The organism is Polymorphospora sp. NPDC050346, from assembly GCF_040655695.1.
GTDB classification, from domain to species: domain Bacteria; phylum Actinomycetota; class Actinomycetes; order Mycobacteriales; family Micromonosporaceae; genus Polymorphospora; species Polymorphospora lycopeni.
The window spans coordinates 1-23929 of the sequence record NZ_JBFAKM010000017.1; the positions used below are offsets into that span (position 1 = coordinate 1).

Genomic DNA, 23929 nt, shown 5'->3' on the forward strand with positions numbered 1-23929 from the left:
CTTCGCCCTGCGGGCCGCGACCGCTTCGCGGCGCGGTCCTCGGGCTCCAGACGGTGCGGCGGCGCTCGGTCGACTCGCGACGTGAGTTGCGGTCAGACCTGTCCGTCGATTGCTTCGTCGAGCGTCCGGGTCTTCGGTGGTCACCGCCCGTCGCGCGGCTGGCGACCACTGTCCACTTTGCCGGGATCGTGGGCGGTGGACATTGTTGATCTGAGCGGGAGGGACCTTATCCGGCGCGGGTAGGGTCCCTCCCGCTCAGATCAACGTCACGCCCGGCAGTACCCGTGCGAGGTTGCCGTGGCGGTTGTCCCTTTTGTTCCGGTCAGGGCTTCGGGGCGGGCGCTGCGGCGGTCAGGGTGAGCGCCAGCGGGTCCTCCCGGCCCCTGCGGACCCGCGACGTTCGGCGAAGCAAGCGACGGACAGGTCTGACCGCAACTCACGTCGCGAGTCGACCGAGCGCCGCCGCACCGTCTGGAGCCCGAGGACATGCGGCGAAGCCGTCATGCCCGCAGGGTGAAGACGGTGCACTTGGGCGGCGCGAAGCGGAGCGAGCCAGCCGAGCCGAAGGCGAGGCCAACAACACAGACTCAACTAACCGCCGTAGCGGCGTTGGCGGTGGGCGTACGAGCGCAGTGCGCGGAGGAAGTCGACGCGGCGGAAGTCGGGCCAGTTGACGTCGCAGAAGTAGAACTCGGAGTGGGCCGACTGCCAGAGCAGGAAGCCGGACAGGCGCTGTTCGCCGCTGGTGCGGATGACCAGGTCGGGGTCGGGTTGGCCGCGGGTGTAGAGGTGTTCGGCGATGTGCTCGACGTCGAGGATCTCGGCGAGTTCTTCGAGGGTGCCGCCGGCGGCGGCGTGTTCGTGCAGCAGGGAGCGTACGGCGTCGGCGATCTCGCGGCGGCCGCCGTAGCCGACGGCGATGTTGACCTCGGCACCGCCGGTGCGTTCCTGGGTGCGTTCCTGGGCTGCCTTGAGTGCGGCGGCGGTCTGGGCGGGGAGGAGGTCGAGGGCGCCGACGATCCGCAGCCGCCAGGGGTTGCCCTCCTCGGCGAACTCGACGACGAGATCTTCGATGATCTTGAGTAGCGGGTCGAGTTGGCTGGCCGGGCGGCGGAGGTTGTCGGTGGCCAGGAGGTAGAGCGTGACGTGTTCGACGCCGGCCTGGTCGCACCAGTTCAGCAGGTGCTTGATCTTGACTGCGCCGACGCGGTGGCCGTCGTTGGGGTCGACGTAGCCCATTTCCTTGGCCCAGCGCCGGTTGCCGTCGCACATGACACCGATGTGGCGGGGTACCGGCTTACCGGCGAGCCCCGCCGTGAGCCGCCGTTCGTAAACCGAGTAGAGCAGGTCCCGCAGTTTCATCTCTTGCAGACTAGCGACCATCGCTGTGGAAGGCAGCCGGGCACCTCAGGTGGTCAGGACGGTGCCTGTTCCGGCGGACGTACGGCGGTGGCCGGTCCGGCACGGCCGGCGCGCCACAGGGCGTAGCAGGTGAGCGCGGCGGCGGCGACCAGCGGCGCGCCGTCGCGGACGAGTCCGTCGACGCCGAGCAGCCACCAGCACAACGGTAGGTCGACGGCGAGGACGGCGACGGTGACGGCGACCAGCACTCCCCGGGCCCACCTTTTGCCGCGGAGCAGGAAGAACGCGTCGAGCAGTACGACGTTGCCCACCACCACTCCGGCGACGAACCAGCCGACCACGGCGGGTACGGCGACGAGCTTCCCGTCGAAGATCGTGCCGACGGCGATCAGGCAGGGTACGAGCATGAGCGGGCTGTAGGTGAACGCGGCGACCCGGGCGGTGAGCAGCCAGGCGGCGACCGGCGGCTTGCGCGGCGGCGTCGCCCGCCAGGAGATGCCCTGCCGGTCGATGACGAGCCGGCCGGGGTGGCGTACGAGGTGGGCGTCGACCTGCGGCGAACGGTAGAGCATCCACACGACGGCGGCGCAGAGCAGGGTGAGCGCGGCGAAGCCGAGCAGGCCCGGCAGCGGCGGCAGGCCGGCGCGCGGCACGATCAGCCGGCCGACGGCGAAGACGGTGGTGACGGCGAGGATCAGTCCGAGCGGGCGGGCCGCCGTCCGGCCGCGGCGTACGTGCCAGATGAGCACCAGGAAGCCGACCGAGCGCAGCAGTGCCCAGCCGCTGCGTACGGCGAGCCCGAAGCCCTGTTCGGGGGCGTACCACCAGTTGAGCAGTTCGACCGCGACGGTCGCGGCGGCGGTGGTCGCGAGCAGTGCGGTCAGGCCCCGGACGGCCGGCGGCCGCCGGACCCCCTTCGGAGTCGCGGCGGCCGTCGTCATGCCTGCGATGATGCCCGGCCGGCGCCAGCGGCACACCGGCGGGCGGGGTGGGCCGGCCCGGTGTCCGCGGGCCGGCCGGTTGCGGTCAGGCCGTCGGGCCGGACTGTCCGTCGAGCCGGGCGCGCAGCGCGTCGAGTTCGGCCCAGAGTACGGCGGGCAGCTTGTCGCCGAACTTCTCGAACCACTCGGTGATCTGCGGCAGTTCGGCCCGCCACTCGTCGATGTCGACCTTGAGCGCGGTCTCGATCTCGGCACGGGTGAGGCCGAGACCTTCGACGTCGAGGGCGTCGGCGGTGGGTACGTAGCCGATCGGCGTCTCGACGGCGGCGCCCCGTCCCTCGAGCCGCTCCACGATCCACTTGAGGACCCGGGAGTTCTCGCCGAAGCCCGGCCAGAGGAACTTGCCGTCGTCGTCGCGGCGGAACCAGTTGACGTAGAAGATCTTCGGCAGCTTGGCGGCGTCGCCGTCGACGCCCTTGCCCATCTCGATCCAGTGCTGGAAGTAGTCGCCGGCGTTGTAGCCGATGAACGGCAGCATCGCCATCGGGTCGCGGCGTACGACGCCGACCTGGCCGGCCGCGGCGGCGGTCGTCTCGGACGAGAGCGTCGCCCCCATGTAGACGCCGTGCACCCAGTCGCGGGCCTCGGTCACCAGCGGCACGGTGGTCTTGCGCCGGCCGCCGAAGAGGATCGCGTCGATCGGCACGCCCTTGGGGTCGTGGTATTCGTCGGCGAGGATCGGGCACTGGTTGATGGGGGTGCAGAACCGGCTGTTGCCGTGCGACGACAGTTCGCCGCTGTCCGGCGTCCAGTCGGCGCCCTTCCAGTCGGTGGCGTGTGCCGGCGGCTCGCCCATGCCCTCCCACCACACGTCGCCGTCGTCGGTCAGGGCGACGTTGGTGAAGACCGAGTTGCCGCGGTCGAGGGTGCGCATGGCGTTGGCGTTGGTGGTCCAGCCGGTGCCGGGTGCGACGCCGAAGAGCCCGAACTCGGGGTTCAGGGCGTAGAGGCGGCCGTCGTCGCCGAAGCGCATCCAGGCGATGTCGTCGCCGACGGTCTCGACCTTCCAGCCGGCGATGGTCGGCTCCAGCATCGCCAGGTTGGTCTTGCCGCAGGCGGACGGGAAGGCGCCGGCGATGTAGTGCACCTTGCCCTCGGGCGAGGTCATCTTGAGGATCAGCATGTGCTCGGCGAGCCAGCCCTCGTCGCGGGCCATGACGCTGGCGATCCGCAGCGAGTAGCACTTCTTGCCGAGCAGCGAGTTGCCGCCGTACCCGGAGCCGTAGGACCAGATCTCGCGGGTCTCGGGGAAGTGCGAGATGTACTTGGTCTGGCTGCACGGCCACGGCACGTCGGCCTCGCCGGGGGCCAGCGGCGCGCCGATGGAGTGCAGGGCGTGCACGAAGTCGGCGTCGTCGCCCATCCCTTCGAGGACCTTGGCGCCCATCCTCGTCATGATCCGCATGGACGCGACGACGTAAGCACTGTCCGTGATCTCGACGCCGAACATCGGCGATTCGGCTTCGAGGGGTCCCATGACGAACGGGATGACGTACATGGTCCGGCCCCGCATGCATCCGCGGTAGAGCTCGGTCATGGTCCGCTTCATCTCGCCGGGCGCCATCCAGTTGTTGGTGGGTCCGGCGTCGGCCTCGTCGACCGAGCAGATGAAGGTGCGTTCCTCGACGCGGGCAACATCGGTGGGATCGGTGCGCGCCCAGAAAGAATTTGGTTTGTGCTCGGGATCGAGTCGCACGAGGGTGCCGGCGGCGACGAGTTCGTCGGTGAGCCGCTGCCATTCCTCGTCGGAACCGTCGACCCAGACGACCTGGTCGGGCGTTGTCAGCTCGGCGACTTCGTGAACCCACGCGAGCAGTTTGGAGTGCGAGGTCGGGGCCTGCGCGAGGCCACGGCTGGTAGCCGGAGCAGTCATGACTTGGTCTCCTTCAGGTCGACGCTGACCGTTATGCGGGATGCCCGAATCCGGCGGGCGGTTAACCGCCACGCCGTAATGAAGTCACGGAAGTTGCGCTCAGCGTAAACCGATCCGCCGACCTGGGCAGTGGGGTCGGTTGTGAAGAAGTGCACAAGGTGCGGCCGACCTGCCGTATTGGGAATCTTTTCGCGCTTACCTGCGCAGTTTCGCGCAAACTTTACGCGGAGATCATCACAGCCACCCGTCGACGACCGTCGCTGTGCGTGATCAATTGCACGTCGGGGCATGTATCACACCTTCCCCTGCCGCCCGATTTGTCCTAGGGTTATGACCCATAAGGGTGCTTTTCCCCTAGTGCCCCGCTCCCTCCCGGAGTGCCGCCCGGGAGAGTGCCGCCCCCACCCCTCCCCCTCGACCGCTGGAGCGGACCCGTGACGATCCCCGCCGACCCCGGCCCCGCCGCTGCCGTGGCCACGTGCGTCGCCACCGACGCCGACCTGCTGGCCGCCGTACGAGACGGCGACACCGGCGCCTACGCGACGCTGTGGATCCGGCACTCGCACGCCGCCAGGCGGCTCGCCTACACCCTGGTGAGCAACGAGGCCGACGCCGACGACCTGGTCGCCGAGACCTTCGTCAAGGTGCTCGCCATGCTCCGCGCGGGGCGCGGCCCGGCGGTCGTCTTCCGCCCCTACCTGCACACCACGCTGCGGCACGTCCGGCACGACCGGCTCCGCCGCGACCGCCGCCTCGCCTTCACCGACGACCTGACCCGGTTCGAGGTGGGTGGGCAACACGAGGACGTCACCCTCGCCCGACTCGAACGGTCGTACGCCATTCGCGCATTCACCCGCCTGCCCCACCGGTGGCGGCTGGTGCTCTGGCACACCGAGGTGCAGGGGGAAACCCCGGCGCAGGTGGCGCCCCGACTCGGCCTCACCCCCAACGGGGTCGCCGCACTGGCCTACCGGGCACGGGAGCGCCTGCGGGAGATGTACCTGCGGGAGCACATCAGCACCGCCGTCGATCCGGACTGCCACCCGATCCGGCAACTGCTGGCCGCGTACGTCCGCGAACGGCTCGCCACGCGCGCCCGTACCACGGTCGAGACCCACCTCGGCCGCTGCCGGGCGTGCCACGGTCTGCGTACGGAACTGGACGAGGTGAACGCCGACCTGCGGATGGCCCCGACGCCGGGGTGCGCCCCGACCGGCCGGCGCCCGCGCACCCGCCCCGCCCGCGAGAGCTGCGTTCGGTCACCCACCGGTCACCCCGTGTCGAGTGACCCCGGAGGCCACGGGCGCCTCTGTTAAACCTCGTCGCTCGCGCCCGTCAGAATGGGGAGCAACCGGTACGCTCGACGGCGTGCCAGTGACCGCGACGGGCGAGCAGCCGCCAAACTCCATCGATAGACCAGGGCTCGTCCGGAGGATCATCGACCGTTTCGGTCACCTGGTCCGCGAGCTCGGCAAGTTCGGCGCGGTGGGCGGCATCGCGTTCGTCGTCGACCTGGTGATCTTCAACCTGGCGCGTGGTCAGGGCATGGAGGTCCTCGCCGCGAAGACCCTGTCCACCGCGGTCGCCGCCACCGTCGCCTTCATCGGTAACCGCTTCTGGACCTGGCGCCACCGTGAGCGCTCCGGCCTGGCCCGGGAATACCTGCTCTACTTCTTCTTCAACGCGGTCGGGCTAGGTATAGGCCTGGCCTGCCTGGGTATCAGCCATTACGTCCTGGGCAGCATCTGGCCCCGGATCTTCCAGTCCCTGATCGCCGACAACATCTCGGCAAACCTCGTGGGCGCCGCGCTGGGCACGCTGTTCCGGTTCTGGTCCTACCGTCGTTTCGTCTTCGTCGGGCCGGCCAGGGTGGACGCGCCAGAGGTGATCGCGAAGAGCGACTGAGCGCCGAGCCCTCGCCACCCCTCGTCGGGCCGCTGCCCGAACGACTTCCTGCCGTAAGGTGATCCAATGCCCTTTGTCCGTCTACTGCCTGATCGATGGCAGAAGTTCGTCAGCGAGGCCGCCAAGTTCGGCGTCGTAGGCGGCATCAACACGGTCATCAACTACGCGGTCTTCAACGCCCTCGCGTTGACGATCTTCGCGAACGGGCAGCTCAAGGCCACTGTGATCGCCACCATCGTGGCGACGATCACCTCATACCTCATGAACCGGCACTGGACCTACCGGGACCGGCCGAAGTCGGCGATGCGCCGCGAATACGCACTCTTCTTCCTCTTCAACGCCACCGGCCTCGCGATCGAACTGGGCGTGCTGGCACTGGCGAAGTACGGGCTCGGCTTCCACGGTCTGATCGCGCTCAACATCGCCAAGACCATCGGTGTCGTGCTCGCCACACTCTTCCGGTTCTGGTCCTACCGCACGTTCGTCTTCCGGCCGGTGCCGGCCGCCGCCGCGAGCTCGGCGCCCGACCCGGCCGATCCCACGGCCGCTGCCGCGTCCGCCGGGACGCCCGGCGACGCCACCGACGAGCCCGACGCGACCAGCGGCCCGCCCGAGCGGCCGGCCCGCCCGAAAGCCGACGACGATCCGGCCGAGACCGAACCCGCCCGCCCGGCCCCGGCGAAGGCCGACGCCGACACCCAGCCGGCCGACGCACGACCGGCAAAGGATGCCGGTACCGGCGAGACGCCGCACATCGACTTCACCAGGCTCACCACCCCGCTCGAACGCGAACTGGCCAACCCGATCGACGTCGAGTTCGAAGCCGAACTCGCCGCTGAACTCGACGCCGCCAGCCGGCGTCCCGCCTCCCGCTGACCGGGACGCCGGTGCGGTCGGGAACGGGTGCCGAAGCCGAGCTGTTCTTCGAGGACCTGACCCCCGGACGCACCTTCGACCTGGGCGTCACCACCGTCGACGAGGCCGAGATGGTGGCGTTCGCCCGCCGGTTCGACCCGCAGTGGTACCACGTCGACGCGGCGACGGCCGCCGGCAGCCACCACGGCCGGCTGATCGCCAGCGGGTTCTTCACGGTCAGTCTCTTCATGCGTGCCTACGTCGACCACCTGCTCTCCCGGGCCGCCGCCGACGCCTCCCCCGGGCTGGAGGAGCTGCGTTGGCTGGCTCCCGTGCACGCCGGTGACCGGCTGGCCGTACGGCTCGACGTGCTGGGCAGCAAGCCGTCGACGGCCCGCCCCGGCCTCGGCACCGTCACCCTCGGCGCGACCATGACAAGGGTCGACGCGTACGGCCGCCCCGAGCGGGAGGTGCTGCGTACCCGGTTCCGGGGCTGGTTCGTGATGCGTGCCGGTCCGGCCTGAGCGGGCCGGACCGTCCCCTACTGCACCGTCTCCCCGGCCGGCCGGGTCTCCCGCGCCTCTTTGAGGATCTCCCGCATCTCGCCGTCGCCGAGGGTGTGCTTGTCGTGGTTGGCCTCGATCAACTCGTACAGCGTGGTCTGCACCCGCTCCACGTGCGGGATGTCGACCAGCACCGACTGGCCGCGCTCACCGGCCGACTCGATCGTCAGCGTGCCGCAGCCGAGCAGCCGCTCGACGAACCGCTGGGACATCGAGTGGTCGTTGACCCGGTTGAGCGGAATGTCCCGCCGGTCGCGGGAGAGCACCCCGTGCTGGAGAAGTACCCGCTCGTTGGTCAACACGTAGTGCGTGGTGCGTCGGACCAGCCACGGCCAGATGGCGAACGGCACGACCGCCACCACGGCCGCCGCGACCACCACCCACATGCCGATCGTGCCGGCGGTGCCCGCCGGCAGCAGCACGATCGACGCGACCACCGCGGCGACGGCCAGAAGCAGCACCACGACCGGCCGGATCAACGCCTTCCAGTGTGGGTGCAGGTGCAGTACGACATGCTCGTCTTCGGTGAGCACGTCATCGGGGAACGCCACGCCATCCTCCTCGCGTACCGGATCGATCCGCGCTGACGGTAGCGGTTCGCCGCACCGGATGGGGTCACCTGACCGTCGCGTCCTGCGGCGGTCCGACGGTCAACGTAGATGCAGCACGTCACCGGCGGCGACCGCCGTCGGACCGTCCACCGTGTCCACGACCAGCCGGCCGGCACCGTCCACCGAGGTCGCGGTGCCGGTGCGGGTCTCGCCGCCCGGCAGCGACACCCGTACCTCGCGGCCGACCGTGGCGCAGTGCCGCAGGTAGGCGTCGCGCAGCCCGCACTCGTCCGCGTCGCCGGCCGCGGCTCGCCAGCGGCCGTACCAGTCGGCGAGGCCGCGCAGCAGGGCCCGCAGCAACGGGTCGCGGTCGGTGGCCGCGGCGCCGGCCAGCCGCAGCGACGTCGCCGGCAGGCCGCCGGGGTTGGTGGGCAACTCGTCGGCGCGCAGCGTGACGTTGAGCCCGATGCCGACCACGATCGCGGGCGGTTCGCCGTTACCGGCCGACGGCACCGACTCGGCGAGGATGCCTGCACACTTGGCCCCGCCGACGAGCAGGTCGTTGGGCCACTTCAGTTCGGCGGGCAGCTCGGCCAGCAGAAGCACGCTCTCGGCCAGCGCGACACCGGCCAGCAGCGGCAGCCAGCCGTATCCGGTGACCGGGGCCGGCGGCCAGTCCCGGTCCGGTACGGCGACGCCGGGTCGCAGTAGGACGCTGGCCGCGATGCCCGCCCGCGGCGGTGAGGACCACTGCCGGCCGAGCCGGCCCCGCCCGGCGGTCTGCCGCTCGGCGACCACCACCAAGCCCTCCGGGGTGCCCTCGCCGGCCGCCGCGACCGCGTCGGCGTTCGTCGAGCCGGTCTCCCGGCGTACGTCGATCCGGGTCCAGAACCCGCCCGGTACGACCAGCGCCCGGTGCAGTGCCCGCGGGTCGAGCGGCGGACGGTCCAGATCGGTGTACGGCGAGCCCGGCATCAGGCCAGCCTACGGCCAGTCGTACGGCGGTGTGCCGCTGCCGTAGACGGTGCCACGCGGCGGTGGCACGTAGATGGCGGACTCCGGCGGCCGGACGGCCGCCCGGACCGGTCCCGCGTCCACAACACCGGGATGATCGTGGCCGTTCACCGTCGGGTGCCGGACCGGTGCGGGGTCGGCGCCGAACGGCCACCGGCCGCGACGCAGCGTGACCAGCACCCACAGGCCACCGGCCAGCAGGGCGACGCCCAGAACCAGCACGTTCTGCCTAACGAGCGGATCAATCACCACGAAACGCCCGGCGGGATTGTAGTGAAATGCACACGACGGCCCGGCGGCAAACACCTGAACCATCGTTACGATCCCAAACGTGACCGGACAGCCGAGCGCCACCGAGATCAACGTCCACAGCACCGCCGGCAAGCTGGCCGACCTGGAACGCCGGGTCGACGAGGCGGTCCACGCCGGGTCCGCGCGGGCCGTGGAGAAGCAGCACGCCCGGGGCAAGAAGACGGCCCGGGAACGGATCGCGATGCTGCTCGACGAGGGCTCGTTCGTCGAACTCGACGAACTCGCCCGGCACCGCTCCACCAACTTCGGACTGGACAAGACCCGCCCGTACGGCGACGGCGTGATCACCGGCTACGGCACCGTCGACGGCCGTCAGGTGTGCGTCTTCGCCCAGGACTTCACCGTCTTCGGCGGATCGCTCGGCGAGGTCTTCGGCGAGAAGATCGTCAAGGTCATGGACCTGGCGATGAAGACCGGGTGCCCGATCGTCGGCATCAACGACTCCGGCGGCGCCCGCATCCAGGAGGGCGTGGTCAGCCTCGGCCTCTACGGCGAGATCTTCTTCCGCAACGTGCGCGCCTCCGGCGTCATCCCGCAGATCTCGCTGGTCATGGGCCCGTGCGCGGGCGGCGCCGTCTACTCCCCCGCCGTCACCGACTTCACCGTCATGGTCGACCAGACCTCGCACATGTTCATCACCGGCCCCGACGTGATCAAGACGGTCACCGGCGAGGACGTGGCGATGGAAGACCTCGGCGGCGCCCGCACCCACAACACCAAGAGCGGCAACGCCCACTACCTCGCCACCGACGAGGACGACGCGATCGAATACGTCAGGGCACTGCTGTCCTACCTGCCGGCCAACAACTTCGACGAGCCGCCGACGTTCCCGGTCGAGGCGGACCTCGCGGTCTCCGACACCGACCGGGAACTCGACACGCTCATCCCCGACTCGGCCAACCAGCCGTACGACATGCACCGGGTCATCGAGCACGTCCTCGACGACGGCGAGTTCCTGGAGGTGCAGCCGCTCTACGCGCAGAACATCGTGATCGGCTTCGGCCGGGTCGAGGGGCGTCCGGTCGGCGTCGTCGCCAACCAGCCGATGCACTTCGCCGGCACCCTCGACATCGCCGCCTCGGAGAAGGCCGCCCGGTTCGTCCGCACCTGCGACGCGTTCAACATCCCGGTGCTGACCTTCGTCGACGTACCCGGGTTCCTGCCCGGCACCGGCCAGGAGTGGGACGGCATCATCCGGCGCGGCGCCAAGCTCATCTACGCGTACGCCGAGGCCACCGTCCCCAAGGTCACCGTGATCACCCGCAAGGCTTACGGCGGGGCGTACGACGTCATGGGGTCCAAGCACCTCGGCGCCGACCTCAACTTCGCCTGGCCGACCGCGCAGATCGCGGTGATGGGCGCCCAGGGAGCGGTCAACATCCTCTACCGCGCCGAACTGGCCGCCGCCGACGACCCGACCGCCGTACGGGCCGAGAAGATCGCCCAATACGAGGAGACCCTGGCCAACCCGTACGTGGCGGCCGAACGCGGCTACGTCGACTCGGTCATCGCGCCGTCCGAGACCCGCCGGCAGATCGTGCGCGCCCTGCGGGTGCTGCGGACCAAGCGGGAGACGTTGCCGCCCAAGAAGCACGGCAACATCCCGCTGTGACCGGACCGCCGGGCGGCGACCACCGCCCGGCGTCGATCAGCATCCGGAGTTGGCCACCGTGCACAGCCGTTCCACGGCCCGGGCCACGATCGCGTCGGTCCGCTGCCGGTCGTCGGACACAAGCACCATGACCGCGTACAGGTCGCCGAAGCGTAGCGCCACGTACATATGGACCCGCACCGGCTCGATCTCGTCCTCCTCGACGACGGTCCGGTGCTCCACCAGCAGCGACTCGTCGCCGACAAAGCCGTCGTCCAGCACCTTCCAGGTGTCGATCCCCTCGAGCAGGCGGAACGGCGCATCGCTCTTCCTCGGCACTATGGACGTTTTGTAACTCGCACACTCGGAGACCTTCTGACGAAGTTCGTCGAAAGCGCTGCTGGCGTCCTCCACCGGCTGTCGGAACACCCACTGCGACGCCACCACGGGGCTCGATATGCCTGCCTCTGGGTCGAACAGGATCTTGGTCGCGTTGTACGGTCGAGCCCACGTACTGTGGGGCCAGGGCGGCCCCCAGTAACAACGAGGGAGGGGGGACGGACCCTTGTAAGGGAGCTTGTCCAGGTCGATGCGTGAGCCGTCGAGGTCCAGCCCGACCGGGTGACGGGCGTACAGTCCGGGTCCGACGTCTTCCGGTTGCAACACCGCACTGTCCGGGATCTCCACCCGCTCGCCGCCCGGCCCGGCCGGCAGGGCCGCTGGCACGTCGGGCGGGCTCCCGTCGGGACCGCCCAGTGGCGCCAGGTACCCGAAGACCATGGCGAGTACCAGGACCACCGGCACGGCGCCGACGGTGGCGCGTACCCGGGTCCGCCGACGCGACCGGGCACGGATCTCCTCCGGCGCCGGCCAGGAGACCCCTTCGAGGTCGAGTGCGACCTGCCGCAGCACCGCCGGTCCGGGAACGGGATCGCCGTCGGCAACGGACGGCGCCTGTGGATCACGCATCGATGGCCTCCTTCGAGTCGATGATGGCGAGCAGATCGGCCAGTGCCGCCCGGCCGCGCGACAGCCGCGCCTTGACCGTGCCGACCGGCGCCCGGGTCTCCCGGGCCACCTCGGCGACCGGCAGCCCGACCAGGTAATGCAGTGCGATCGCGGTGCGCTGCTCCTCGGGCAGCCGGCGCAGGGCCGCCACGACCGCGACCGTGTCCGTGCTCGGCGGCGCCGCCTCGTCCGCCGGACCGTGCCGCAGGTAGGCGCGGGCCCGGCTACGCAGGCTGCGCCAGCGGCTGACCGCGACCCGCGCGGCCACCACCCGTACCCAGGACTCCGGGTCGTGGTGGTCGCGGACGGTTGACCAGCGCTGCCAGGCCCGGACGTACGCCTCCTGCACCGCGTCCTGCGCCTCGGACCGGTCGCCGGTCAACAGGTAGACGTACCCGAGCACCCGTTGCCGGCTGCACCGGTAGAACTCGTCGAAGCCCTCGGTATCGGGCACCTGCACCTCCCTGGTGTCGCAGGCAATACGCCTGGCACCCGGCCGGAGGTTGCAGATCTTGAGAATTTCCCGCCGGCTGGCCGGACCGCGCTCAGAGCGGCAGGTCGAGCCCGTCCAGCGCGGGAGCGGCCAGCATCGCGGCACCGATGAGCAGGGCCAGCAGGTTGACCGCGCCGAAGACGCCGACCCAGACCAGCCCCGGAATCCGGGTCAGCCAGGCGAGCTGGTCGGCGTCGGACTCCGGCATCCCGCCGCGCCGGCGCAGCCGCTGCAGCTCACCGACCGGCCGTACCCCGCCGAGGAGCAGGAACCAGACCCCGGTGTACGCGAACGCGGCCTGCACGTCCGGCGGCGCGAAGTAGGAGACGCCGAGCACCACCCCGGTGGTGACCACGATGGACACGATGCCGAAGACGTTGCGGATCATCACGAGCATCGCCAGCAGCAGCGCGACCGCGATCCACAGCAGCAGGGTGATCCGGTTGCCGCCGAGCAGCCAGGCGCCGGCGAGCCCGATCAGGGACGGGGCGATGTAGCCGGCGAGCAGGGTGAACACCATGCCGGGGCCGGTCGGGCGGCCGGCCGACAGGGTCAGTCCGGAGGTGTCGGAATGCAGCCGGATGCCGTGCAGCTTGCGCCCGGTGAGCAGGGCCGCCAGGGCGTGCCCGCCCTCGTGGGCGATGGTGATCGCGTTGCGGCCGATCCGCCACGGCAGCCGGGTCACCACCACCAGGAGCGCGAGCAGGGCCGTCACCAACACGAGCAGCGGCGGCGGGTCCGGCTGCGCACCGAACAGGCGGTTCCAGAGGTCTGTCAGCCCGTCGATCGACACAGTCCGCGAGCCTACCCGTCCGGTCGCGTACGTCGAGATCAGCTACGGACCGGGCGGAACCCGGCGGCGATCACGTCGAACATCGCCAGGTCGTCGTTCCACCGGTCCTCGGTCGTCGACCAGTAGATCGCGTACGCCTTGTCCGGGGCGGTGATGAAGCCACGGTTGCGGACATGCAGCTTGTTGCCCCGGTTGCTGGTGTAGGTCCACTCCCAGTCGGCGGCCTTGTCCCAGTAGTCGACCGCCCGGATCTCGCCCACCCGCTGGTAGTTGCGCGTCGTCGACCGCCGGTGCCCCTCCTTCGACCTCCAGTCCGCGACCGGGTCGGGTTGCGGCTGGTCGGTCTGGTCGATCATCAGCAGCCGGCCGAACCGGGGCTCCTCGAACCTGACCCGGGTCGCTTCCCGCCGGACCTGCCAGCCCTCGGGCACCGGCACGGAGAAGCCGGTCGGGTCCCGGTGCAACCGCCAGCCCTCCGGCACCACCGGGTCGCCAAGTCCGGTCGGCTCCGGACTCGGGGTGGGGCTGGGAGGCGCGACGCTGGTCGGAGCGGGCTCGGGCGTCGCGGACGGCGTCTCGGCGGCACCGGTTTCGGCCGGGGCGCTGGTGGGCACGTCCGTCGGCGGGGCGACGGACCGCTCGTCGTCATCGTTACCGAGATAGGGCACCAGGATAGCGACCAGCAGCACCAGGATGACGGCGAGCGCGGCGCCCAGCCAGATCCGCTGCTTCCGGTCGGGACTGGATCGTCCGGGTGCCTCGGCGGCCCCGATCACCGTCGTCGGCTCACCGCTGACCACGGCCGTACGACCGGGGTCCGTTCCGGTCCGCTGTGCCGGTAGGGCAACCGGGGTCGACCTGGCCGGCTTCGCGGCCGGCTCGGGGGTGGACTTCGCCGTCGTCGGCGTGGAGCGCTCGGGCGCGGCCGCCTTGTCTTCGGCGCCCGCCTCGTCTTCGATGGCCGCCTTGTCTTCGGCGGCGGTCTTGTCTGCGGTGCCCGCCTTGCCTTCGGCGGCCGTGGTCCCGTCGGCCGGGCCGGTCTTGGCTGTCCCGGCCTGCTCGGACGTATCGGCCGGCGCGGTGTCGGCGGCATCCTGCCCGGCGGCGGTGCCCGCGGCGACCGCCGCGGCACTGGACGGCTCCGACCGGGCGTCGCGGTCGGCCGGCTTGCCCACCGTCAGGTTTCCGGTCTGCCGGACCACGACCGTCCGGTCCGCCGCGGTCGGCGACTCCGGCTGGGCCGGCTTCACCACCGCCGTGCGGTCCGCGGCCTGCGACTGGCCCACCACCGCCGTACGGTCGGCGGCCTGGGACTGTTCCACCACGGCCGTCTCGTCGGCCGGCACGGTCGGTACGGACACAGCCGGGTCGTCGCCGGCTGCCGGCGATACCGGGGCCGGCGAAACCGGCGCCGGTGACACGGGGGCGGGCGACACGGGGGCCGGCGACACCGGCGTGCCGGTCCTCGGCGTACGTTGCCCCGGAACGACGGTCGGGCGGGGCTCGCGCGGCCCGAGCGGGCTCGGCCGCCGGGCCCCCTCCAACAGCGACAGACCGATCTTCGGGCGTCGGCCGGCGGCGCGACGGAGCAGCCGTTCGGCCTCGGCCGCGTTGATCCGTGTCTCGGGATCCTTGCGCAGCAGGCCGGCGAGCACCGGCTTGAGCGGGCCCGCCTTCTTGGAGACCGGGGGCGGCTCGGTGGCCAGGGCGGCGAGTGTCGCGATCGCCGACGGCCGCGCGTACGGCGACGCACCCTCGATCGCCGCGTAGAGGGTCGCGCCCAGCGACCAGAGGTCGGCCTCCGGCCCGTTGTTGCCGTCGCGGGCGCGTTCCGGCGCGATGTAGGCCGGCGAACCGAGCACCAGCCCGGTCCGGGTCACGTTGGGGTCGCCGGGAACGGTGGCCAGCCCGAAGTCGGTGAGCACGACCCGGCCGTCCTCGCCGAGCAGGACGTTGCCCGGCTTGACGTCGCGGTGCACGACCCCGGAGCGGTGGGCCGACCGCAGTGCGCCGAGAACCCCGATGCCGATCTCGACGGCACGCGCCGGGGTCACCGGGCCGTCGCTGGCGAGGACGTCCTGCAACGACCGCGACGGGACGTACTCCATGACGATCCACGGGTCGGCGTCGGTGCGCAGGACGTCGAAGACCCGTACGACGTTGATGTGGTTGAGGCGGGCGATGGCCCGCGCCTCGCGCAGCGAACGCTCCCGCATCTCGCGGCGCTCGTCCTCGGTCAGGCCAGGCGGCGGCACCAGTTCCTTGATCGCCACGTCGCGGTGCAGCACCTCGTCGCGGGCCCGCCACACCCTGCCCATGCCGCCCTGACCGAGCGGCTCGACTAGCCGGTAACGGTCGGCGATAAGTTGGGACGGCACGGCGGACATCCCGTGCACGGTACCCGGACGAGTTGAGGGTCACACCTGCGCCACGCGCGGGTGTGAGGCGTACGTCAGTGCCGGTGCCGGCGCGGCGGCGTACGCTCCTGGCATGTCGGAGGCAGATCCGCAGTTCAGCGTGGTACGAGGCACCCCCACGGCCGAGGAACTCGCCGCTCTCGTCGGAGTCCTCTTCGCCCGGTCCCGACCGGCCGCCGCGCCGACGCCCGCACCGCGGCTCTCCCCCTGGGTCCGGGCCGCCCGCCCCGGCGCCGGAGGCGCGCTCGTCCGGCCGGGTGCCGACGGCTGGCGGGCATCCGCCCTCCCGCGCTGATTCACCGCTCAGCAGCCCGCCCGGGCCCTGGTTCCGGGCTGCCAACCAACCCGACAGTTAGCTACCCTCGGATACCTCATCGTGACGCTGGGGAGGGTCCGTGGGGCTGGCCGAAGACCACCTGGGTCCACGGTGGCTGCACAGCTACGGCGACATCGAGGCCGACATCGGCGCCATGGAGGAGTTCGCGGCCAACCTGGCAGCCGAAGTACGCGACAACTACGCGCCCCACATGTCAGCCGTCTACGAACACATGGCGACCGAGATACCGCAGCCCGCCGCACTCTTCGCCGAACTGGTGTCGTTCCTGACCGTGCACCAGTTGTCCCAGCAGAGCACGTCCGATCTCGTCTACCACTACCACAACGTGACCGGCGGCCTCGCCACCTCGGCAGCCGAGATCAGCCGGAGATACGCCGACACCGACGCGTTCAGCGCCGCCACGGTCACCGACGTCAACCAGGCCCTCGACCGGACCGCCGCCGCCGCACCGGACGCCGCGACCACCGACCAGGCCCACTGATGCGCCTCGAAGTCAACGAACGCGGCGAGCGCACCGGATGGCACCTCTTCGACGTGCCAACCATGTGGGCCTTCATGGAAAACCAGCAGACCGACAACCACTGGCGACTGGTCGCCGGCTGGTCCAGGGCCTACGAACTGACGTCGACCCACCTGCTCAGACTGAAGACCTACCGGGAAGGCCTGGCCACCGCCTGGCCACCCGAACAGAGCCCGGCCTCGGCCGCCTACTGCGCCCGCCTCGACTACCTGATCCAGCACGTCCAGCAGGTCCACGACGTCGCGGTCGCCAACTTCAGCACGCTCAGCGTCGTGACGGCCGCCATCGCAACATCGCGGGCGGAACTCAAGAAAATCCACGACGAATACGAGGCCGGATACCAGGCGAAACTGTCGCACGAGCGGCGGTTCAAGGATCGGAACGCGCCCACGCCGCCCAACCTGGATTTCGAGAACCTACCCGCCACCAGACGTGAACTGGAAGAGCTGAACGCACGCGCCCGCGCACTCATGTCCAGCCTCAGCAACACCCTCGTCGAAGCCAGCATCCAAATCAAACAACCACCGCCGTATACACCTTCGCAAGCTCCAGCAGACCCAGATGGCAGCGCTCTAGACTATGGGGGCAACTCGGCCGGCAGCGGCCCACCAATACCACTAATCGCACCAATTCCGACGTCAACACCACTCTCACCAAGATGGACTGCCGAAGCCCCAATCGGGCAAGTATTCCCATCAACGCCATCACCCGGGGTTTCCGGCGGCCCTAGCTTGGGCGGCGCAGGCACCCTTTCTCCGTCACCGCCCCTACCTGCGCCCACATTGCCAAGCACGAGCACCTCAACTACCGGTACGATTGTTTCACCTATCGACAGTGCAGTAACGCTAGGCCCGAGGCAAGGGCCAAATAGCCCACCGACACGACCGACTTCGATCAGCTATAACCCATCAGCCGGCCCCACTCCCGGCACTCCCTCAGCAATTCCTCGCGCAATGCCACCCGGTCAAATAATCGGAGGCATGCCGATCGGCAACCCAGGGCAGCCGATAAGTGCCGCCCAACCGCCCCGACGCATCAACCCAGTCGGCGGCATCATTGGAAGCCACCACTCGGCACCTACGCACCGCCTGCCGCGTCACCAACCGCCACCATCGTCACTACAACCCGCTGACTACCGGGACAACGAACAGGAGCGACACTGGGATCCAAACTTCCCCTGGACAATCGATCGGGGAGTCCCCCCGATACTCGTGCCGCCGCACGACTCCGATCACATAGATCCCGGGCCAATGATTGGCCATCACAGGTGAGACGTCGCTTAGCAATTCCGCTGGCAGTAGCGACGCTTACCACAGTCGCCCTAATCAGTCCAACGCCGACCTATGCCGATGAAATTCGCAATGATCAGTGGCACCTAGACTTCCTCAACACTTCAGCGGCTCACAGACTTACATCTGGTCAGAACATAACAGTTGCGGTCATCGACACAGGAACACAGGCACATCCAGATCTACGCAACAATCTACTCGAGGGCACTGATGTGATGCCGGGCGGAAATGGAGACGGCCAGCAAGATGCAGACTCCCACGGTACAGCAATGGCCGGACTGGTCGCTGCGCACGGCAAAACCGGAAACAATGGAGCCCTCGGCATCGCCCCCAGTGCAAAAATACTGCCCATCAGGAACGCCTCTTCGACGACCATCGGAAGTAGTGACGACCTAGCAGCAGGAATAGAATGGGCCATCGACAGCGGAGCATCAATTATCAACATCTCCTCCTCGGGAGCCCCTTCACCTCGGCTACGAGCGTCAGTAAAACGCGCTATCGAACGAGACGTATTGATTATCGCGGCTGCTGGAAATAACCCACGAGACACCCAACTTGCGTTTCCAGCAATCCTTGATGGCGTTGTTGCGGTTGGCGCCGTGGATCGTAACGGCAATCATTCCCCCACATCAGTCACCGGAAGCAAGGTCGAGATTGTCGCCCCAGGCGTTGACATCGTCAGCACCGGGCTCAACGGCGGCTACCGGAAGGGGACGGGGACGTCTGGGGCTGCGGCAATTGTTTCGGGGGCGGCTGCGCTCGTACGGAGCAAATTCCCGGACCTGTCGGCGGAAGAGGTCGTACACCGGCTGACCGCCACGGCCGTCGACAAGGGACCGCCCGGCCGGGACGAGCAGTACGGGTACGGCGTTCTCGATCTCGTGGCGGCGCTGACCGCGGACGTACCGCCGCTCGGCGCGAGCCCCGACCCGAGCGCCAGCCCGAGTCCCAGCCCGAGCCGGTCGTCGGCCGCCGGTGACGGACCGGACCACGGGCCGTCCGAGGGCTGGCGACCGGGGTTCCACTTTCTCGGCGCGGTCGCCGCCGCAGGGCTGGCCGCTGTCGCGCTGTTCGTCAGCCGGCGTCGCCGCCGCGGTGCCGGCTGAGCCCGCGCCGGTCGCTGGCAGGCCCATTGCGACGAGACGTACCGGCCGCACCACCGATGGGCATCGACCGGGACGGTAGCGTTCTCGCCGTGGCAATGACAGACGCGCCCCGGCTGGTCCTCGCCTCGGCGAGCCCGGCCCGGCTCAGGACCCTGCAGGCGGCCGGCATCGAACCGGAGGTGCTGGTCAGTGGCGTGGACGAGTCCACTGTCGACTCGACCAACCCGGATACGTTGAGTCTCACACTCAGCCGTATGAAGGCGGAAGCCGTCGCCGAGCGGTTGCGCCGCGATGGCCGGGTCGGGTCCGGCGCCCTGGTGTTGGGCTGTGACTCGGTGCTGGCGTTCGACGGTGAGATCTTCGGCAAGCCGGCCGACGCCGACGATGCCACCAAGCGTTGGGCACGCATGCGTGGGCGGTCCGGGGTGTTGCACACCGGCCACTGCCTGATCGACCTCGACCGGGGTGGGCACGCGGAGGCGGTCGCCGCGACAGCCGTCCACTTCGCGGAGGTCGACGACGACGAGATCGCCGCGTACGTGGCGACCGGGGAGCCGCTGCACGTCGCCGGCGCGTTCACCCTGGACGGGATCGGTGGGCCGTTCGTGGAGCGGATCGAGGGTGATCCGGGCACGGTGATCGGCCTGTCGCTGCCGCTGCTGCGCCGGCTGCTGGCCCAACTGGGGGTACGGATCTTCGACCTGTGGCGGTGACCCCGCAGGGGCTTCCGCGCGGTTAGCGTCTGGGGATGACCACGAAGCCTCTGGTACTGACCGATGAACTACACCAGTACGTCATCGCGCACGGTTCGTCCCCGGACCCCGTGGCACGGGACCTGATCGAGGAGACGTTGGCGCTCCTGCCGGAGAAGGCGGGCATGCAGGTGGCGCCCGAGCAGGCCGGCTTCCTGACCTTCCTGGCCCGGTTGACCGGTGCCCGGCAGGCGCTCGAGGTGGGCACGTTCACCGGGATGTCGTCGCTGGCCATCGCGCGCGGGCTGGCGCCGGACGGGCACCTGACGTGCCTGGACATCTCGGCCGAGTTCACCTCGGTCGCGCGCCGCTACTGGGCGCGGGCCGGCGTCGAGGACCGTATCGACCTGCGGATCGGGCCGGCGGCGGAGTCGCTGCGGATGCTGCCGGACGAGCCGTACCTGGACTTCGTCTTCATCGACGCCGACAAGCCGGGCTATCCGGTCTACTGGGCCGAAACAGTGCCGCGCGTCCGTACCGGAGGTCTGATCGTGGTCGACAACGTCCTGCGCGGCGGCCGGGTGCTCGACCCGGCGGCCGAGCCGGACCGGGCGATCGCCACCTTCAACGAGGAGGTGCTCCGCGACGACCGGGTCGACCTGGTGATGGTGCCGGTCGCCGACGGTTTGACGCTGGCCCGCAAGCGCTGACCGACCCGTACGACGAGGCCGGGGTGGGTCGGTGATGCCCCCACCCCGGCCGGCGGATACGCCCACCGAGTGCAACATCCCACACGCTCAACGCTGGTCGAGCGGTTCAGCGATGCCGATAAACTGCCCGTCATCGCCCGCCGGAGGGAGCACACGGTGCGCAAGGTTCTGATCGCCAACCGCGGCGAAATTGCCGTACGGGTCGTGCGGGCCTGCCGCGACGCCGGCCTCGGCAGTGTCGCCGTCTACGCCGACTCCGACCGGGACGCTCTGCACGTCACGCTCGCCGACGAGGCTTACGCGTTGGATGGCGACAGCGCGGCCGACACCTACCTGCGGATCGACAAGCTGGTCGCGGTCGCCGCGCAGGCCGGTGCCGACGCGGTCCACCCCGGCTACGGCTTCCTCGCCGAGAACGCCGACTTCGCCCAGGCCGTCATCGAGGCCGGGCTGATCTGGATCGGTCCCACCCCGCAGGCGATCCGCGACCTCGGCGACAAGGTCACCGCGCGGCACATCGCGCAGCGGGCGGGTGCCCCGCTGGTGCCGGGCACCCCCGATCCGGTCAAGGGGCCCGACGAGGTCATCGCCTTCGCCGTCGAGCACGGCCTGCCGGTCGCGATCAAGGCGGCTTTCGGTGGGGGCGGCCGGGGACTCAAGGTCGCCCGCACGCTGGAGGAGATCCCGGCCCTGTTCGAGTCGGCCACCCGCGAGGCGGTCGCCGCGTTCGGGCGGGGCGAGTGCTTCGTCGAGCGCTACCTGGACCGCCCCCGGCACGTCGAGGCGCAGGTGCTCGCCGACCAGCACGGCAACGTGGTGGTGGTCGGCACCCGGGACTGTTCGTTGCAGCGCCGTCACCAGAAGCTGGTCGAGGAGGCGCCGGCGCCGTTCCTCACCGACGGCCAGCGGGCCCAGATCCACGACAGCGCCAAGGCGATCTGCCGCGAGGCCGGCTACCACGGTGCCGGCACCGTCGAATACCTGGTCGGCGCCGACGGCACGATCTCGTTCCTGGAGGTCAACACCCGGCTCCAGGTGGAACACCCGGTCACCGAGGAGACGGCCGGCATCGACCTCGTACGCGAGCAGTTCCGGATCGCCGACGGGGAGAAGCTGCGGCTGACCGGTGACCCGGTGCCGCGCGGCCATTCGATCGAGTTCCGGATCAACGGCGAGGACCCGGGTCGTGGCTTCCTGCCGGCGCCCGGTTCGGTCACCGCGCTGCGCCTGCCCAGCGGCCCGGGCGTACGGGTCGACACCGGTATCAGCGCCGGTGACGTGATCGGCGGCAACTTCGACTCGCTGCTGGCGAAGGTCGTCATCACCGGGGAGACCCGCACCGAAGCGCTCGAACGGGCCCGCCGGGCGCTCGACGAGATGGTGGTCGAAGGTATGGCGACGGCCCTGCCGTTCCACCGGCTGGTCGTGCGTGATCCGGCGTTCACCGCCGAGCCGTTCGCGGTGCACACCAGGTGGATCGAGACCGAGTTCGACAACACGGTGCCGCCGTTCACCGGCGCGACGACCGCCGCCGAACCGGCCGCCGAGCGGGAGACCGTGGTGGTCGAGGTGGGTGGCAAGCGGCTCGAGGTCCGTCTCCCCGCCGGCCTCGGTGCCGGCACGACCACCGCCGCACCGGCTGGCGTGGCCCGCCGCCCGAAGCGGAAGGCCGGTGGGGCGGGCGCGTCGGGTGCCGCGGGAGGCGATGCACTGGCCTCTCCGATGCAGGGCACGATCGTGAAGATCGCGGTGGCGGACGGCGACACGGTGGCGGAGGGCGACCTGGTCGTGGTGCTGGAGGCGATGAAGATGGAGCAGCCGCTCAACGCGCACAGGGCCGGGGTGGTCAGCGGCCTGTCCGCCGAGGTCGGCGCGGTCGTCACCGCCGGCGCGGCGATCTGCACCATCACCGCCGCCGAGTCCGCCTGACGACGGCCTTGATCCCCGAGCCCGGGGTTGTCGCCGGCCACCGGCGGATAACGCCTGGTGGGGCGGGGTGCTCCGGCCAGATCCACTGATCTTCGTACGACGCTACCGGTGACACCGGCGGCACGGTCGGCCGGCGCGGGTCATGATGTTCTTGTGCGGTTTCTATCCGGCGCGGCACCCGCGCACGAACTGACCTACAGCGATGTCTTCATGGCCCCGGCCCGGTCCGACGTCAGCTCGCGGCTCGACGTCGACCTGTCCACCAGCGACGGCACCGGCACCACCATCCCGTTGGTGGTGGCGAACATGACCGCCGTCGCCGGGCGGCGGATGGCCGAGACGGTCGCCCGGCGCGGCGCGATCACGGTGCTACCCCAGGACATCCCGATCGACGTGGTCGCCGACGTGATCGCCTGGATCAAGGAACGTCACCTGGTGCACGACACCGCGCTGAGCCTCTCCCCGACCGACACGGTCGGGGACGCGGTGCACCTGCTGCCCAAGCGGGCGCACGGTGCGGTGGTCGTGCTCGACGACGACAGCCGTCCGGTCGGCGTCGTCACCGAGGCCGACTGCGCGGGCGTCGACCGGTTCACCCAACTCCGCGACGTCATGTCCACCGAGTTGCACACCGTGCCGGTCGACGCCGACCCGCGTGCCGGCTTCGACCTGCTGGCCCAGGTCCGCCGGCGGCTCGCACCGGTCGTCGACGCCGACGGCCGGCTCGTCGGTGTGCTCACCCAGAAGGGTGCGCTGCGCGCCACTCTCTACCGGCCGGCACTCGACGCCCACGGCCGGCTGCGGGTCGCCGCGGCCATCGGCATCAACGGTGACGTCGCCGGCAAGGCCGCCGCCCTGATCTCGGCGGGTGTCGACACGCTCGTCGTCGACACCGCCCACGGCCACCAGGAGCGGATGATCGCGGCCTTGCGGGCGGTCCGGGCCCTCGACCCGCCGGTGCCGGTGGCGGCGGGCAACGTGGTGACCGCCGAGGGCGTGCGCGACCTGATCGAGGCGGGCGCGGACATCCTCAAGGTCGGCGTGGGGCCGGGTGCGATGTGCACGACCCGGATGATGACCGGGGTCGGCCGACCGCAGTTCTCGGCGGTGCTCGACTGCGCCGCCGAGGCCCGCCGGCTCGGGCGGCACGTGTGGGCCGACGGAGGCGTGCGCCATCCCCGGGACGTGGCACTGGCCCTGGCCGCCGGCGCCTCGAACGTGATGATCGGTTCCTGGTTCGCCGGGACCTACGAGTCCCCCGGCGACATCTACACCGACGCCGACGGGCAGCGTTACAAGGAGAGCTTCGGAATGGCGTCGGCCCGGGCGGTGAGTGCGCGCACCGCGGAGGACAGCCACTTCGACCGGGCCCGTAAGGCGGTCTTCGAGGAGGGCATCTCGTCGGCGCGGATGTTCCTCGACCCGGCCCGCCCCGGGGTCGAGGACCTGATCGACGAGATCGTGGCCGGGGTGCGCAGCGCGTGCACCTACGCGGGCGCGGCAAACCTGGCCGAGTTCCACACCCGGGCCGTGGTGGGTACGCAGAGCGCGGCCGGTTACACCGAGGGGATGCCACTGCCGACAAGTTGGTGATCTGGTCCCGGGCGG

At 70.4% G+C, this 23929-nt stretch carries 22 protein-coding genes; 12 read left to right on the forward strand and 10 right to left on the reverse strand.

Going from position 1 to position 23929, the window contains the following annotated elements:
* Positions 1-591: 591 nt before the first annotated feature.
* From AB0I42_RS18820 to AB0I42_RS18830, 3 genes are all read right to left on the reverse strand, one after another.
* Positions 592-1362: an isoprenyl transferase gene (locus AB0I42_RS18820; RefSeq protein ID WP_357538803.1), complete on the reverse strand. Its 771-nt coding sequence runs from the start codon at positions 1360-1362 to the stop codon at positions 592-594.
* 53 nt (positions 1363-1415) lie between these two features.
* Entirely contained in the window at positions 1416-2303 is an 888-nt protein-coding gene (locus AB0I42_RS18825; protein ID WP_357538804.1) for a hypothetical protein, read from the reverse strand.
* An 85-nt stretch (positions 2304-2388) separates the two neighbouring features.
* Positions 2389-4236, reverse strand: a complete 1848-nt coding sequence (locus tag AB0I42_RS18830) for a phosphoenolpyruvate carboxykinase (GTP) (protein ID WP_357538805.1) — start codon at positions 4234-4236, stop codon at positions 2389-2391.
* A gap of 434 nt (positions 4237-4670) precedes the next feature.
* On the opposite strand from AB0I42_RS18830, the gene AB0I42_RS18835 reads away from it, so the two are divergent.
* From AB0I42_RS18835 to AB0I42_RS18850, 4 genes are all read left to right on the forward strand, one after another.
* Positions 4671-5552: a sigma-70 family RNA polymerase sigma factor gene (locus AB0I42_RS18835; RefSeq protein WP_357538806.1), complete on the forward strand. Its 882-nt coding sequence runs from the start codon at positions 4671-4673 to the stop codon at positions 5550-5552.
* Positions 5553-5604: 52 nt separating this feature from the next.
* Complete coding sequence (locus AB0I42_RS18840; protein ID WP_357538807.1) at positions 5605-6141, forward strand: GtrA family protein; 537 nt, start codon at positions 5605-5607, stop codon at positions 6139-6141.
* A gap of 66 nt (positions 6142-6207) precedes the next feature.
* The gene (locus AB0I42_RS18845; RefSeq protein WP_357538808.1) at positions 6208-7017 is read left to right on the forward strand and encodes a GtrA family protein; all 810 of its coding nucleotides are present in this window, start codon (positions 6208-6210) and stop codon (positions 7015-7017) included.
* 11 nt (positions 7018-7028) lie between these two features.
* Positions 7029-7520 (forward strand): MaoC/PaaZ C-terminal domain-containing protein, encoded by a 492-nt coding sequence (locus tag AB0I42_RS18850; protein ID WP_357538809.1) that lies wholly within the window; start codon positions 7029-7031, stop codon positions 7518-7520.
* Positions 7521-7537: 17 nt separating this feature from the next.
* Here AB0I42_RS18850 and AB0I42_RS18855 read toward each other — a convergent pair whose 3' ends face one another.
* The 3 genes from AB0I42_RS18855 to AB0I42_RS18865 form a co-directional block, all read right to left on the reverse strand.
* Positions 7538-8110: a PH domain-containing protein gene (locus AB0I42_RS18855; protein ID WP_357538810.1), complete on the reverse strand. Its 573-nt coding sequence runs from the start codon at positions 8108-8110 to the stop codon at positions 7538-7540.
* A 99-nt stretch (positions 8111-8209) separates the two neighbouring features.
* Complete coding sequence (locus AB0I42_RS18860; protein ID WP_357538811.1) at positions 8210-9085, reverse strand: biotin--[acetyl-CoA-carboxylase] ligase; 876 nt, start codon at positions 9083-9085, stop codon at positions 8210-8212.
* 9 nt (positions 9086-9094) lie between these two features.
* Positions 9095-9346 carry a hypothetical protein gene (locus tag AB0I42_RS18865; protein ID WP_357538812.1) on the reverse strand — a complete coding sequence of 84 codons (252 nt, stop codon included), beginning with the start codon at positions 9344-9346 and terminating at the stop codon, positions 9095-9097.
* A gap of 136 nt (positions 9347-9482) precedes the next feature.
* On the opposite strand from AB0I42_RS18865, the gene AB0I42_RS18870 reads away from it, so the two are divergent.
* Complete coding sequence (locus AB0I42_RS18870; protein ID WP_357538929.1) at positions 9483-11048, forward strand: acyl-CoA carboxylase subunit beta; 1566 nt, start codon at positions 9483-9485, stop codon at positions 11046-11048.
* A gap of 36 nt (positions 11049-11084) precedes the next feature.
* On the opposite strand, the gene AB0I42_RS18875 is transcribed toward AB0I42_RS18870, so the two are convergent.
* From AB0I42_RS18875 to AB0I42_RS18890, 4 genes are all read right to left on the reverse strand, one after another.
* Positions 11085-11996 carry a hypothetical protein gene (locus tag AB0I42_RS18875; RefSeq protein WP_357538813.1) on the reverse strand — a complete coding sequence of 304 codons (912 nt, stop codon included), beginning with the start codon at positions 11994-11996 and terminating at the stop codon, positions 11085-11087.
* Positions 11989-12489: a SigE family RNA polymerase sigma factor gene (locus AB0I42_RS18880; RefSeq protein ID WP_357538814.1), complete on the reverse strand. Its 501-nt coding sequence runs from the start codon at positions 12487-12489 to the stop codon at positions 11989-11991. The genes AB0I42_RS18875 and AB0I42_RS18880 overlap by 8 nt, the downstream gene beginning before the upstream one ends.
* A gap of 91 nt (positions 12490-12580) precedes the next feature.
* Positions 12581-13321 carry a M50 family metallopeptidase gene (locus AB0I42_RS18885; protein WP_357538815.1) on the reverse strand — a complete coding sequence of 247 codons (741 nt, stop codon included), beginning with the start codon at positions 13319-13321 and terminating at the stop codon, positions 12581-12583.
* Positions 13322-13359: 38 nt separating this feature from the next.
* Positions 13360-15708 (reverse strand): protein kinase, encoded by a 2349-nt coding sequence (locus tag AB0I42_RS18890; protein ID WP_357538816.1) that lies wholly within the window; start codon positions 15706-15708, stop codon positions 13360-13362.
* A 103-nt stretch (positions 15709-15811) separates the two neighbouring features.
* Between AB0I42_RS18890 and AB0I42_RS18895 the strand changes: the two genes are divergently transcribed.
* The 7 genes from AB0I42_RS18895 to AB0I42_RS18925 all read left to right on the forward strand — a co-directional run bounded on the left by AB0I42_RS18895 (position 15812) and on the right by AB0I42_RS18925 (position 23914).
* The gene (locus AB0I42_RS18895) at positions 15812-16033 is read left to right on the forward strand and encodes an acyl-CoA carboxylase subunit epsilon (RefSeq protein ID WP_357538817.1); all 222 of its coding nucleotides are present in this window, start codon (positions 15812-15814) and stop codon (positions 16031-16033) included.
* Positions 16034-16133: 100 nt separating this feature from the next.
* The gene (locus AB0I42_RS18900) at positions 16134-16556 is read left to right on the forward strand and encodes a hypothetical protein (RefSeq protein ID WP_357538818.1); all 423 of its coding nucleotides are present in this window, start codon (positions 16134-16136) and stop codon (positions 16554-16556) included.
* Between the two features lie 1306 nt (positions 16557-17862).
* Positions 17863-18990, forward strand: a complete 1128-nt coding sequence (mycP, locus tag AB0I42_RS18905) for a type VII secretion-associated serine protease mycosin (protein WP_357538819.1) — start codon at positions 17863-17865, stop codon at positions 18988-18990.
* A gap of 95 nt (positions 18991-19085) precedes the next feature.
* Positions 19086-19703, forward strand: coding sequence for a nucleoside triphosphate pyrophosphatase (locus AB0I42_RS18910; protein ID WP_357538930.1), 618 nt, complete (start codon positions 19086-19088; stop codon positions 19701-19703).
* A 35-nt stretch (positions 19704-19738) separates the two neighbouring features.
* A complete protein-coding gene (locus AB0I42_RS18915) occupies positions 19739-20392 on the forward strand; it encodes an O-methyltransferase (RefSeq protein WP_357538820.1) in 654 nt (217 codons plus the stop codon).
* Between the two features lie 156 nt (positions 20393-20548).
* The gene (locus AB0I42_RS18920; RefSeq protein ID WP_357538821.1) at positions 20549-22321 is read left to right on the forward strand and encodes a biotin carboxylase N-terminal domain-containing protein; all 1773 of its coding nucleotides are present in this window, start codon (positions 20549-20551) and stop codon (positions 22319-22321) included.
* Positions 22322-22474: 153 nt separating this feature from the next.
* Positions 22475-23914, forward strand: coding sequence for a GuaB1 family IMP dehydrogenase-related protein (locus AB0I42_RS18925; protein ID WP_357538822.1), 1440 nt, complete (start codon positions 22475-22477; stop codon positions 23912-23914).
* The last annotated feature ends 15 nt before the right edge of the window (positions 23915-23929 follow it).